This window comes from Acinetobacter brisouii CIP 110357 (genome assembly GCF_000488275.1).
In the GTDB taxonomy this organism is placed as follows: Bacteria; Pseudomonadota; Gammaproteobacteria; order Pseudomonadales; family Moraxellaceae; genus Acinetobacter; species Acinetobacter brisouii.
In genome coordinates this window covers 983,409-997,751 of sequence record NZ_KI530762.1, presented here as the reverse complement: position 1 = coordinate 997,751, position 14,343 = coordinate 983,409, and the positions used below count along the sequence as shown (strand labels likewise).

General features: G+C 41.7%; 9 protein-coding genes. 4 read left to right on the top strand and 5 right to left on the bottom strand.

Annotation, left to right across the window (positions count from 1 at the left end; translation table 11 throughout):
* The first annotated feature begins 137 nt into the window (after window positions 1-137).
* Complete coding sequence (locus tag P255_RS04620) at window positions 138-2,768, top strand: Lon protease family protein (RefSeq protein WP_004903953.1); 2,631 nt, start codon at window positions 138-140, stop codon at window positions 2,766-2,768.
* Between the two features lie 66 nt (window positions 2,769-2,834).
* Here P255_RS04620 and P255_RS04615 read toward each other — a convergent pair whose 3' ends face one another.
* The gene (locus tag P255_RS04615; RefSeq protein WP_004903952.1) at window positions 2,835-4,073 is read right to left on the bottom strand and encodes a dihydroorotase; all 1,239 of its coding nucleotides are present in this window, start codon (window positions 4,071-4,073) and stop codon (window positions 2,835-2,837) included.
* Window positions 4,074-4,084: 11 nt separating this feature from the next.
* Window positions 4,085-5,101 (bottom strand): aspartate carbamoyltransferase catalytic subunit, encoded by a 1,017-nt coding sequence (locus tag P255_RS04610; protein WP_004752983.1) that lies wholly within the window; start codon window positions 5,099-5,101, stop codon window positions 4,085-4,087.
* 243 nt (window positions 5,102-5,344) lie between these two features.
* On the opposite strand from P255_RS04610, the gene rlmKL reads away from it, so the two are divergent.
* The gene (gene rlmKL, locus P255_RS04605) at window positions 5,345-7,546 is read left to right on the top strand and encodes a bifunctional 23S rRNA (guanine(2069)-N(7))-methyltransferase RlmK/23S rRNA (guanine(2445)-N(2))-methyltransferase RlmL (RefSeq protein WP_004903951.1); all 2,202 of its coding nucleotides are present in this window, start codon (window positions 5,345-5,347) and stop codon (window positions 7,544-7,546) included.
* A 71-nt stretch (window positions 7,547-7,617) separates the two neighbouring features.
* Here the strand turns inward: rlmKL and P255_RS04600 are convergent, their stop codons facing one another.
* The 3 genes from P255_RS04600 to P255_RS04590 all read right to left on the bottom strand — a co-directional run bounded on the left by P255_RS04600 (window position 7,618) and on the right by P255_RS04590 (window position 12,342).
* A complete protein-coding gene (locus P255_RS04600) occupies window positions 7,618-8,916 on the bottom strand; it encodes a DUF945 family protein (protein ID WP_004903949.1) in 1,299 nt (432 codons plus the stop codon).
* A gap of 195 nt (window positions 8,917-9,111) precedes the next feature.
* A complete protein-coding gene (clpB, locus tag P255_RS04595) occupies window positions 9,112-11,691 on the bottom strand; it encodes an ATP-dependent chaperone ClpB (RefSeq protein WP_004903948.1) in 2,580 nt (859 codons plus the stop codon).
* A 228-nt stretch (window positions 11,692-11,919) separates the two neighbouring features.
* Window positions 11,920-12,342: an OsmC family protein gene (locus P255_RS04590; RefSeq protein WP_004903947.1), complete on the bottom strand. Its 423-nt coding sequence runs from the start codon at window positions 12,340-12,342 to the stop codon at window positions 11,920-11,922.
* A gap of 138 nt (window positions 12,343-12,480) precedes the next feature.
* Here P255_RS04590 and crp point away from each other — a divergent pair, with 138 nt between their 5' ends.
* Together crp and P255_RS04580 are read left to right on the top strand one after the other, a co-directional pair.
* A complete protein-coding gene (gene crp / locus P255_RS04585; protein WP_004903946.1) occupies window positions 12,481-13,176 on the top strand; it encodes a cAMP-activated global transcriptional regulator CRP in 696 nt (231 codons plus the stop codon).
* Between the two features lie 75 nt (window positions 13,177-13,251).
* Entirely contained in the window at window positions 13,252-14,304 is a 1,053-nt protein-coding gene (locus tag P255_RS04580; protein WP_004903945.1) for an NADP(H)-dependent aldo-keto reductase, read from the top strand.
* The last annotated feature ends 39 nt before the right edge of the window (window positions 14,305-14,343 follow it).

The window sequence follows — 14,343 nt, the reverse complement described above, 5'->3', positions numbered from 1 at the left end:
TTTCGGTCAAATGTTGCAACCTGAAAGCATCAGAATATTGCTTTTTTCATGTTAATTTATCCATGCCGCTTGATCTTTATAGGCAAACCTGTATACCTTTAAATTGCCAATCAACATTTGTTGTGGATTTAAAAACCGTGACCCAAAGACTCGATCAAATGAATTCTGTACTTTCTGCAAATCAACTCAATAGAAGTAAACAACTCCACAAGGACTCTCCCATCTCTGCGTTTGATCAACCTGAAATACAACAAACACTAGAACAAACTGAGTTAAAACCAGAACAACTAACCCATATTCCCGACTGGGAAAAAATTCCAGCATCGACCAAACGCATCAAACCGCTAAATAACTTTTTAGGGCAAGACCGTGCGCGGGCTTCTGTTGAAGCAGGAATTGCTTTACCTTACGCGGGTTATAATATTTTCGCGGTAGGTACAGCGGGTTTAGGTAAACGCACCATGATCAAGCGTTTGCTCAAGCAACACGCCAAAACCATGCCAACACCAAATGACTGGGTCTATGTCAATAACTTTCAAACCCCACGTCAGCCGCTAGCCTTATGTTTCCCTGCCGGACAAGGCACTAAATTTCAAAATGCGTTGCATCAAGCATGGCAAACCATTTTAAAGCAACTGGAACGGCGTTTTAGTGCAGAAACCTACCACAACCGTATTGAACAGATTCGTCAGGAAACTGGACAAGAACAGCAACTTGCACTAGTCGAATTGACTAAAGAAGCTGAAGATTTCGACCTAAAACTGATTTCTCGCAACGAACAGCACACTTTTGTTCCCGTCTATCTAAAAGACGATGTGTTGCAAGAAATGTCACAAGATGATCTTGATGCATTAAGTAGCAAAGAGCGCGCTGAAATTGCAAACCACATGCGCTACATGAACAAAAAACTGGAACGCTTAGGATTACACTTGGGCGATCTGGAAGATGATGCTCGTGATCAGGTATCTGACCTAAACCGTGATATTGCCAAACAGGTGGTCATGCCCCGCATTGAGCTCATCCTGAATAAATTTCAAAATATTCAAGGTTTAGAACAGTTCCTTAAATCATATGCCAACGATATTATTGAGAATGTGGAAATGATTCTGGATCAGGATGAAGAAGACTTCTCTCCTGCTCTGTTTAGTCGTATTCCTGCACGTTATCAGGCTAATGTGATTGTCAGCAACACACCTAACAGTGGTGCGCCTGTTATTTTTGAAGATTTCCCAACCCATTACAACCTGTTGGGTCATGTAGAACAACTCACCCAAAATGGTACGATTACCACCGATTTTACTTTAATTCGTGCAGGTGCTTTACACCGTGCCAATGGTGGCTTTTTAATGCTTGAAGCCGAGCAGCTACTTGAGCAACCCTATGCATGGCAAGGTCTGAAACGCGCCTTGAAATCGGGGCAACTTAAACTGTCATCTTTGGAGCACATGCTGACTTTAACAGGTAGCATTTCGATTGAACCTGCATCTATTCCACTACAGCTGAAAGTCGTCTTACTGGCTGAACCTGAAATTTATTATGAAATTTTAGAACTTGAGCCAGAGCTCGGAAGTGTGTTCAAGATTCGTGCCGACTTTACCGACACACTACAGCGCAACGAAAGTAATGAACAAGCCTATATGCACCTGATTGCAGACTATGTTCAGGCAGATAAACTGTTACCGTTTGACCGTAGTGCGCTTGCAGCACTTTTGACAGATTCAAGTCGCCAAGCTGAAGATCAAAGCTCATTGTCTTTGCATGCTTCGACTTTGGGAGATTTGATTCGCGAGTCTCACCATCATGCGTTCCAAGCGGGTGATAAAATGGTGACAGATAAGCACATCAATACAGCGTTGCAACATCGCCAGTATCGCTTAGGCTATTTAAGAGAATTATATTGGCAAGATCTTTCTCGTGGTACACAACTGATTGAAACCCAGAGTTATCGCTTAGGACAAATTAATGCACTTTCGGTGATTCATTATGCCGATGTTGAATTTGGCTTACCTTCTCGCTTGACTGCTTCAGTTTATCAAGGTGGTGGTGACATTCTCGATATTGAACGCAGTGTCGAACTCGGTGGTTCTTTGCATGCTAAAGGCGTGCTGTTGATGTCGAGTTTCTTAAAAGCACACTTTGGTCGTGAACAGATTCTGCATTTCTCAGCTGCGCTGGCATTTGAACAAAGTTATGGGCAGGTTGATGGTGACAGTGCTACGGTTGCAGAGCTGTCTGCCCTTATTTCTGCGATTAGCCAGTTACCGATCGACCAGTCTTGGGCAATTACGGGTTCTATGAACCAGTTAGGTCAAGTACAGCCAATTGGCGGTGTAAATGCCAAAATTGAAGGCTTCTATGATGCTTGTAAATTGCAAGGTTTGACTGGTAAACAAGGCGTGATTATTCCACGTCAAAACATGCAGCATTTAATGCTACGTCAAGACGTGATTGATGCTGTAAGTGAAGGTCAATTCCATATTCATGCAATTGACACCATTGATCAAGCCTTAGAAATTCTCATGGCACGTCCAGTGGGCAAATTGGATAAAAAAGGCAATTACAGCAAGCATTCGATTTATGCAGCAGTAATGGAACAGCTTGAGTACTGGCAAGCCATCGAAGATGGTACGATTGAAGAAGAGGAAGAAAAAGCCAAGAAAAAGAAAAAAAAGAAACCGAAGAAAGACGAAAAAAAGGTCAAATCGGATGATGTCGAAACTGCCGTTGAGGAAACTCAGGAAGTCGAAATGGTTTTAAAAAACAAATAGTCTTTACCGCAACTACAAATAAAGCCAGTCAAATGACTGGCTTTATATTTTTCAGATCCTATGGGATTACTTCACATAGAAAGTTTCAATCACTTTGCCCTGTAAAGTCTGTCCAATAAGCGGAGTGTTTTTACCTTGAGAAATAATACTGTCTTTAGACACTTGCCACTCTAGTTCAGGGTCAACCAGCACCCAACCCGCTTCTTTCTGCCAGCATTCAAGTATTTTTGCAACACGAGCAGGTGCAAGCGTCACTTTTTCCACCCATTCAAGCGGAGTGAACAAACCTTCACGAACCAGTTGAGTTCCCAAAGCCACATAGGTATCAAATGCGCTGATACCTGGCTCAGTTTCGGCAAAAGGTAACATTTTTGCAGAGCTACTCAAAGGTTCATGATGCGTACAGATCGCATCAATCACGCCAGATTTTACCGCTTCACGAAGCTGTGCTTTGTCTTGTTCTGCACGAAGTGGTGGACGGACATGTGCAAGCGAGTTAAAGCCATCAATCAACGCATCGGTTAAATGAAGCTGATGCATCGCAACGTCAGCTGTGACAGGTAAACCTTTGGCTTTTGCAGCAGCAATCAACTCAACTGAAGCGCCACTTGAAAGTAAGCTAAAGTGAGCACGAACACCAGTGACTTCAATCATTAATAAATATTTAGCAATCGCAACCGTTTCTGCAATGCTTGGAATCATTGGCAAGCCTTGACGCGATGCCACGAAACCTTCATGCACACAGCCGTCTTTCGCCAACTGATGCTCTTCTGGGTAAAACACCACAGTTAAGCCCAAACCTGCGGCGTATTCTAAAGTGCGAATCACCACATCATCATCTTGAAATGCAGCATTGGCATTGGTGACAGCACTACAACCACCCTTTTTCAAGCCAGCCATATTGGCAGGTTGTTTGCCATTTAAACCTTGTGTTTGTGCGCCAATAATATGCAAATGGATTTTGCCATCTTGCCAAGCTTTCTCGACCAAACCCTGAATCAATGCGCCATTGTCCTGCACAATTGGTTTTGAATCTGGTGGAGTAATCACATGCAGAATACCGTTTTCACGGGCTGCTTTACCTTCAGACTTCAGAGTGCCATGTTGTTGCTGACCTGGTTCACGGACGCGTGCACACAAATCCACCATACTTGGCATGAGCCATTTGCCCTGACCGTTAATCACTTGATCAACTTCTGTCAGCTCTGCAACACGTTTGCCCTGATCTAAATAAATGGTTTCGACGTGGTCTGTTTGTTGAACTGGATCTAACACACGTACATTTTCAATTTTTACACGACTCATGTGTCTCGCCCTTATGCCGAAATTGCTTCAATTAAACCTTTATCTTGCAACTGACCTTGCATTGCCAGTGCCAACACCGCCATACGCACGGCAATTCCGTTGGTCACCTGATGCAAAATCACCGACTGTGAACCATCGGCAATGCTTGATGCAATTTCAACACCACGGTTCATTGGTCCTGGGTGCATCACGATGCAATCAGGTTTGGCTAACGCCAGACGTGTTTCATTCAGGCCGTACATTTTGTGAAATTCAGATTGCGATGCCAATGCAGGTGAATCAATTCGTTCATTCTGAATACGCAAAGTAATAATTACATCACAGTCTTTGACACCTTCATCCATGTTGTTAAACAAACGAACTTCACTGCCGTATTCTTCAAAACCAATTGGTAATAAGGTATTTGGCCCAATCACACGAATATCTTTACAACCCAATGTCTGTAAAGCCGCGACATCGGAACGTGCTACACGTGAATGTTTAATATCGCCAATAATCGCCACGCTTAAGGCTTCAAAAGGCTTTTTAGTTTCACGGCGAATGGTCAACATATCCAGCATCGCTTGTGTCGGATGCGCATGACGACCATCACCGGCATTAATAATGGCGACATTTGGGCAAACATCTTTAGCAATAAAATGCGCTGCACCTGAAGAAGAATGACGCACCACAAAAATATCGGCTGCCATTGCTTCAAGATTCCACAGCGTGTCACGCAGCGTTTCACCTTTTGAAGTACTTGAACGTGCAATATCAATATTCAGTACATTGGCAGAAAGGCGTTTTGCCGCCGCTTCAAAAGTGGTACGAGTACGAGTCGAGTTCTCAAAGAAAAGATTCATCACCGTGCGCCCTTCAAGCAGTGGCGAGGTGATCAATTGATTATTTTCATTGATAAAGGTCTGAGCTGTATCAAGAATTTTAGTGAGGGTCTGTTTGGAAAGACCTTCGATGGTCAAGAAATGCTTAAGATTGCCATGTTCATTGAGTTGAATCTGACTCGGAGTATGCAATGCAGCCAAATGCATGAGAGATTCCTTGTACATTAAGTTAACGCATTATACAGATAATTTTATTAATCTCGCAGTTGAAGTTTTCAACAATTGGGATTTTATCTACCAGAAAAAATGCGTCTGGAATAAATAAATCACGCCATATAGCCCATTTAAGCAACGCATTTTAAAAAATCTGAGCTTGCATTTTAATCCACAAGTTTTCCTGTAAAAAATACGCTAAAATAGCCGTTTGCTTTGCTGCTTTTGGAAATTTACATGACTTCGACACCTCGTCTTTCTACATATTGGGTTACCTGTGCAGATGGACTTGAAACCTTACTCCAAGAAGAATTACAAGAGTTAGGGGTTCAGCACATTGAGCGTCTGGCTGGACGCTTGATTTTCAAAGGCACACTGGAACACGCCTACCGTATTTGCATGTGGTCACGCCTGGCTTCACGTGTACTCATGCCGATTCATACTTATGAGCTTGAACACAGTCACGATGCGCGTGATGTTGCCGAAGAACTCTATGAAGGTGCCATCAGCTTTGACTGGTCACTGGTTTTTGCACCACAAAGTACCTTTGCCATTCGTTTGCATGCTGAACGTGAAATTAAGGTCAATACTCAGTTTGCCACGTTGCGCGCCAAAGATGGCGTTGTTGACAGCTTTATGGAAGCTGTTGGTCGCCGCCCAAGTATTGATACGAAACAACCTGAAATTACACTTTATATTTTGGCGGGTAAAACCGAGCATACTTACTGCCTCGACTTATCAGGTGATTCGCTGCACAAACGTGGCTACCGTCGCTATATGACTGACGCCCCAATTAAAGAAAATCTGGCAGCAGCAATTTTAAATAAAGCAAAGTTAGCGCAGCGCCGACCTGAAATTTTCCTTGATCCAATGTGCGGCTCAGGTACGTTTATTATCGAGGCACTGATGATTCTAACCGACCGCGCCCCTGGTTTAGTTCGTCGTTTTGGCTTCAACGGATGGCATGGACATGACAATGAATTATGGATGGGCATTAAAGCTGAAGCAGCACAGCGCCATGAAACTGCACTAGAACAACCTTTACCACAGTTCTATGCCTATGATGCCGACTGGGAAGCTGTAAAAGCCACACGTCAAAACATTATGGCAGCAGGTTTTGAAAAGCTACTTGATGCCATTCAAATTGAAGAACGTACCCTTGCGGACTGGCCAGAGTTTGACCGCAGCAAATCAGCCATGATTGTCACAAACCCTCCATACGGTGAACGTTTGGGTGAAAAAGCATCTAACCGTGCTTTATATCTAGGTTTATCAGCGAAATTACAGGAAAATTTTCCAAACCAATTCGCTGCCATTATCGCCTCTCAAATCGAGCAAGCCGATGTATTGGCGCTAAATGAACCTGAAACGTTGCGTTTAATGAATGGTAAATTACCAATTTACATTCGTTTGGGACAAATTAAGCCGCAAGTACAGACTCAACCCTTCCTAGCAACATGGCAACCGCAGCAGTTTGAAGAAATTGAAGGTGCTCAAGACTTTGCCAATCGTTTGCAAAAAAATATGCAAGCATTGAAAAAATGGGCAACCAGCGAGAATATCTATTGCTTACGCCTTTACGATGCAGACTTGCCTGATTTTAACGTGGCGATTGATGTTTACGGTGATCGCTTGCATGTTCAGGAATATGCTCCACCGAAAAAAATTGATCCTGAAAAAGCCAAAAAACGTTTTAATCTTGCCCTTGCTGCAATTCGTGCAGTCACAGGTTTAGGCCGTGATGCGATTTTCATTAAAACTCGCGCGCGTCAGGAAGGTAAAAACCAGTACACCAAGCAAAGTACAGCTTCGAAACGCTTTATCGTACAAGAAGGTAAAGCCAAAATTTTGGTCAACCTGACGGATTATCTGGATACAGGCTTGTTCCTTGATCACCGTCAAATGCGTTTACGTATTGCCCGAGAAGCCAAAGGTAAACACTTCTTGAATCTGTACAGCTATACATCAACAGCCAGCTTACATGCAGCACTTGGCGGTGCAGCCAGCACCACCAGTGTCGATTTGTCCAATACATACATTAACTGGTCAAAAGAAAACTTTGTGCTTAATGGTTTAACGGTTGACCATGCAGATGAACAACATATGTTCTACACCAGCGACTGTTTCGAGTGGCTCAAAGAAGGTCATGAGCAATATGACCTGATTTTCATTGATCCGCCAACCTTCTCTAACTCGAAAAAGTTTTATGGCACATTTGATGTACAACGTGACCATGTGTCTTTAATCAAACGTGCCATGAACCGCTTAAGTACGGAAGGAACTTTATACTTCTCGAACAACTATCGTGGTTTTGAATTTGATGAAGAAATCGAAGCCATGTTTAATGTAGAAGAAATTACGCAGGAAACTATTGGTCCTGACTTTAAGCGCAATCAGAAAATTCACCGTGCCTGGAAAATTCAGCATATTCCAACCTAATTGAATGTGACTGCATCAAAAATGCCAAGCAATTGCTTGGCATTTTTTATTGACATTTAGAGGCGTTTAAGTTAAGGGTAACTGAGCTGACCATTTTCATATTTCACAGCAAAATCAATTTTGTCACCATTCATCTTGCCATGCCCCATTTGTACAATTTGCGGTAAAGCACGATCATAATCTTGATCTGACACTCCTGAAGGCATTTTCCCTGACAAGTTCATCATATTACGTAAGAATTGTTTATCCATACTGGCATTGGCTTGGAACTGTGTAGAGAAAGGTGCTTTCGTACGAAACTCTTGCATATCTGCATACTGGTTGGCTATCAGTTTACCTTGTAAATCCGCCGTGAGTTTTGACTGACCCAACTCAATTTGGTTAGCTTTGGACTCATAACTAAAACCATGTGCAGCAATTTTGAGCATCTGCTGATTTAACTGTTGCTGTTGAGCTTGGCGTGCTTCAAAACTACAGGCTTTATTGTTGCTGTTAGCTAACCGAATAAATTCCTGTAATGCCAGCGTATCAAGCCCTACGAGATTAAAATTCAGTTTAATATTCTTCAGTTTTTTATCATCTATTTGCATCTGCTCAATTGACCAATTCGCTTTAACTGAGGTTTCTTTTTCTTGAACATCTGCCTCTGTGGTCAATTGCAATTTGTCCAATTCGACATTCTTTTTAAGTCGTGAGGTCTGATCCAATAAAATCATTTTCTGGATGGAAAATTCAGTTTTTCCAGAATCCAATTTCTGCCCCAGAAAACCTTGATCCGCCTTGAATTGCATGCTTTGCAAACTCATATAATTATTGCCGTTTCGCATAGTAAAGCCAGGCATTTTTAAATCAGCTTGCGTTAGACGATATTTTCCATCTTCTTTTTTGAGCTTCAATGTTCCATTGATACCATTCCAAACAATCTGGAAATCATCTTTTTGCTGATCAACTGATGGACTCGTCACTTTCACATTGACTGTACCAAACCAATTCAGTTGAGAATCTAACTTCATAAAAGATTGATTTTTAAGTAACCACTGATATGCAGCAGCATCTTCTCCTTTTAAGTCAAAGTTGACATCCGACTGAATATGGTAGCCATTCCAAGAGCGCTTAATATGGTCCACGCCTTTAATCACGACAAAGTCTTGAGGCTTACATGGATCTGGAACAATTTTATAAGACCAGTTCGCATCACCCGACCATAAACCCATTTTTACTTGGGAATCCTGCTTTTGAATAAGCGGATGCTCTACAGCCTGTTTCTGGTTATAGTAGTCATTTAAACGATGATCCGCATAAAAATTCGCACCGACAACACTACTCGCAAAAATACCGCCGATAGCGACAGCAATAATTTTCTTTTGCATAAAATAATTTCTCTAAAATGAGTTTAAGTTTTATTTGATTATGTTTGTTTGCACAGCATACGATATTTTTTTAAAAATACAATTTTTATCATTAAAATACTTATTTTATTCATATTATATGAAAGAGCCATAAAAAACCTCATACCCAAGTTTTGAGTATGAGGTGATTTTATATCGGGTCAATAGATGTAAATCTTAACTGAGTTTCATTTTAGAAAACTGCAATTGCCCATTTTCAGCACTAATCACAATGTTATCGCCTGGCAAAAATTCTCCAGATAGAATTTTTTGTGCCAAACTATTTTCCACCTGTTGTTGGATTGCACGTTTCAAAGGACGAGCACCATAAACAGGATCAAAGCCCGCATCAATCAAAGAATCAAAAGCACTGTCTTCAACAGTCAAACTCATGTCTTTCTCTGTCAAGCGACTACGCAAGCGACTCAACTGAATATCGGCAATACCACGAATTTGCACTTTTTTGAGTGAATGGAAAATCACCAGTTCATCAATACGGTTGATAAACTCTGGGCGGAAGTGCTGACTTACCGCATTCATCACTACAGTACGAATTTCATCATCATGGGCATGTTCACCCAGTTCACGGACATCTTGTGAACCCAAGTTAGATGTCATGACAATGACGGTGTTTTTAAAATCAACCACTCGACCTTGTGAATCCGTTAAGCGACCATCGTCCAAGACCTGCAACAGAATGTTAAAGACATCAGGATGGGCTTTTTCAACTTCATCAAACAGAACCACACTATAAGGTTTGCGGCGAACTGCTTCGGTTAACACACCACCTTCTTCATAACCGACATAACCTGGAGGCGCACCGACCAAACGGCTCACCGAATGTTTCTCCATGAATTCACTCATATCAATTCGAATCATGGCGTCATCACTGTCAAACAAGAAATTCGCCAAGGCTTTGGTAAGCTCTGTTTTACCTACACCTGTTGGCCCCAAAAACAAGAACGAACCACTTGGGCGATTTGGATCAGACAAGCCCGCACGAGAACGACGTACAGCATTAGAGACAGCAACAACAGCTTCATCTTGACCAACTACACGGTTATGTAAAAACTCTTCCATATGAAGTAATTTTTCACGTTCACCTTGCAGCATTTTAGACACAGGAATTCCTGTTGCAGCGCTGACAACTTCTGCAATTTCATTGTCAGTGACTTTGTTACGCAGCAGTTTTGGCTCTTCAGCTTCTTCAACCACTTCATCCTGTGCCAACTGTTTTTGCAACTCTGGAATTACACCATATTGCAAGCGGCTAGCTTCAGCCAGATCACCATCACGAATGGCTTTTTCCAAAGCAACGCGAGCTTTATCTAACTCAACCTGTGCTTTTTTATCGCCTTCTGCCAAAGTTTTTTCAGCTTTCCAGACTTCTTCCAAATCATTGTATTCTTGCTGAACTTCAATAATCTGTTTCTCTAAATGCGCAACTTCGGCTTTACTGCCCACATCTTGATCTTTTTTCACGGCTTCAAGCTGCATTTTCAACTGGATCAGACGACGTTCCAGTTTATCTAATGCTTCAGGCTTCGAATCGAGTTCCATTTTTATGCGAGATGCCGCTTCATCAATCAGATCAATGGCTTTATCTGGCAACATGCGATCTGTAATATAACGATGTGACATTTTCGCTGCCGCAATAATTGCTGAATCGAGAATTTTCACACCATGATGCACTTCATAACGCTCTTTCAAACCACGTAAAATGGCGATCGTATCTTCCACACTTGGCTCATCGACCAAAACTTTTTGGAAACGGCGCTCTAAAGCAGCATCTTTTTCAATATATTGACGGTATTCATCAAGGGTGGTTGCACCGACACAGCGTAGTTCACCACGGGCCAATGCAGGTTTAAGCATGTTACCCGCATCCATGGCACCATCAGTTTTACCTGCACCCACCAAGGTATGTAATTCATCAATAAATAAGATGACCCGACCTTCTTGTTTTGCCAAATCATTCAGAACAGCTTTGAGGCGCTCCTCAAATTCGCCACGATATTTGGCTCCTGCAAGTAATGAACCTAAATCTAGAGATAAAACGCGTTTATCTTTAAGGCTTTCAGGAACTTCACCATTAATAATTCGCTGTGCCAAACCTTCAACAATCGCAGTTTTACCTACACCTGGTTCACCAATCAGCACTGGGTTATTTTTAGTACGGCGTGACAACACCTGAATAGTACGACGAATCTCATCATCACGCCCAATCACAGGGTCTAGCTTGCCTGATGCGGCACGCTCTGTCAGGTCAATGGTATATTTATTTAAAGAGTCACGCTGATCTTCGTGAGTATTGCTCATGACTTTTTCGTTGCCTCGAATTGATTCGATTACTTTGCGCAATCCTTCAACGGTTACGCCCGTATTATTTAATATGTTTTTTGTTGCGCCAACTTCTGCTAACGCCAACAACACCCAATCGGTTGATAAAAACTCATCCCCTGCTTTTTGTGCATAGCGATCCGCCAAGTTCAGCATTTTGACCGCATCGGGATTTAGGTTAATCTCTCCTGTTGGGTTGGCTAAAGTCGCCGCATCATTTAATGCTTGATCCAGCTTTTGTTTTAATTCTGGTATTCGTGCTCCTGCCTGCTGCAACAAGCTAAGATTCGAAGCTTCTTTTAACAGCGCAGCCAGAATATGAATGTTATCGATTGCAGTGTGATCTTTTCCCATTGCTAAAGACTGTGCATCGGATAAAGTCTGTTGCAATCGATTGGTGAATTTTTCAAATTGCATTATTGTTATACCTCATCATCAATTTGCTACTTAACTAATACATGGGAACACTTATTCAAATTTCAAATATTTTTCTATGATTTTTCAAATATTTATAAAAAATCATTATTTATAATTCAGTAATAATATGTGGCTCATTTTAATTTTTTTCAAGTCAAAAAACCAAAATTTCTGCACAAAAACAAAAAAAGCCAGTTATATAAACTGGCTTCTTTTACACGGCATATTTTATGCTACTTCGACAATTTCAAAGTCATGGGTAATTTCCACACCACCACTTGAAAGCATCTTGCTTGCTGAACAATATTTTTCTGCTGATAATTCAACCGCTTTTGCGACCTGCTTTTCTTTCAATGCCTTTCCTAAGACGACAAAGTGTAAATGAATCTTGGTAAAGACTGCGGGAACTTCATCAGCACGCTCTGCCTGTAACTGACATTCAACGTTACTAATTTCCTGACGAGCTTTTTTTAAAATGGTTACAATATCAAACGATGCGCAGCCACCGAGTCCCATTAGAATCAATTCCATAGGACGTGGACCACGGTTTTCACCGCCATATGCAGGTGATCCATCCATTACCACACTATGACCACTCTCAGACTTTGCTTCAAATGCAACATTCTCGAGCCATTGAACCGTTGATCGCATTGCAACTACCTAAAAAAAAATATAGATTACTGTGTGCCAATACACTAACACAATTTATTTAGAGAAGGAATTTAACCGTAGATATTAACAGAAACCAAAAGCTATCTTTTTACTTCTTATTTTGTGGAACAAGAAAACATGTCGGCTAATCTCTTTCCATTCGCGAGCGATGCATTATCTCCTAACCATTTACCAGAATCGGTCAAGGCTTTATTAAAACGCGCATATATTAATCGGTATCCTAAGCGCACGAGCATCATCGAGGTGGGTAGCGAATCAAAATCTCTATATTTAATACTCAAAGGTTCTGTTTCTATTTTACTCAAAGAAGACGATGATCGAGAAATTGTCGTAGCTTATTTAAACGCAGGCGATTTTTTTGGTGAAATGGGGTTATTTGAAGCTGAACCGCTACGCACAGCTGAAGTCCGTACTCGCGAAGTCTGTGAAATTGCAGAAATCTCTTATGAGAACTTTATTGAGCTGAGCAAGCAATATCCTGACTTAAGCTATACTGTTTTTGCCCAGTTGGCACGTCGTCTCAAAAATACCACCCGCAAAATGACCGATCTCGCATTTATTGATGTGACAGGTCGTATTGCACGCTGTTTGATCGAACTGGCCAATCAGCCAGAAGCGATGCTATTACCGAATGGTCGTCAGATTCGTATTACCCGTCAGGAAATCGGGCGTATTGTCGGTTGCTCACGTGAAATGGTTGGACGTGTCCTTAAATCACTTGAAGATCAAGGTATGATTGAAACAGAAGGCAAGGCAATCCTCATTTACGATAGTGCACTAGAAAATTCTGAAGATTCTAACCATTCTGTATAAAGAATTGATTAGTCAAAGCAAATCTTCGGATTTGCTTTTTTATTGAGCCGAATAATCACAACTAGAGGTGCTTTCATGAAATTCAATCCGCTTGCACATACAGGTATTCAACTGCCTGAAATTTGTTTAGGCACCATGACCTTTGGTGAGCAAAATACACAAGCTGAAGCTTTTGACCAGCTTAACTATGCACTGGATCAGGGTTTGTATTTTTGGGACACAGCAGAAATGTACCCAGTACCGCCCAAAGCAGAAACACAGGGTGCAACCGAGCAAATTATTGGCAACTGGATCCAACAACATGGGCAGCGTGATCGATTATTTCTTGCATCCAAAATTGCTGGGCCTGGTTTTGGAGGTGGTGCAATCCGCCAAGGCCTAACTCGCTTTAATCGTCAGCATATTCAACAAGCACTGGATGGTTCACTTCAACGCCTGCAAACCGATTATATTGATTTATATCAACTCCACTGGCCAGAACGCCATACCAATTTCTTTGGGCATTTAGGTTTTGGCAATCAGCTTGCAGCCAAACACGAACACGATCTCACCGCCATGGAAGAAACTCTGGATGCATTGCATCAGGAAATTCAGAAAGGTCGAATTCGTTTTATTGGCCTATCCAATGAAACACCTTGGGGCACCATGAAATTTCTGCATCTGACTGAAAAAATGAACCTGAGCAAATTTATAACGGTGCAAAACCCATATAGTTTGTTGAACCGTAGTTATGAAGTTGGTATGTCTGAAATTGCCAAATACGAAGGTGTCGGTTTACTGGCGTATTCGCCTCTTGCATTTGGCATGTTGACAGGTAAGTACCGTCATGGCGCAAAACCTGCCAACGGGCGAATTACCTTATTTTCACGGTTTAGTCGTTACACTAACCCTGAGTGTGAATGGGCAACTGAACAGTATGCACAGATTGCTGAAAAACATGGTTTAACACTGACTCAACTGGCGCTTGCATTTATTAAACAGCAGTTTTTTGTCACCAGCACCATTATTGGCGCAACTTCAATGGCACAGCTCAAAGAAAATATTACTGCTTTTGATATTGAATTGAATGAAGAAATTTTACAAGAAATTGAAGCCATACATAAACAGCAACCCAACCCAGCTCCATAAACAAAAAAGGATGCGACAGCATCCTTTTTTTAATCTCAT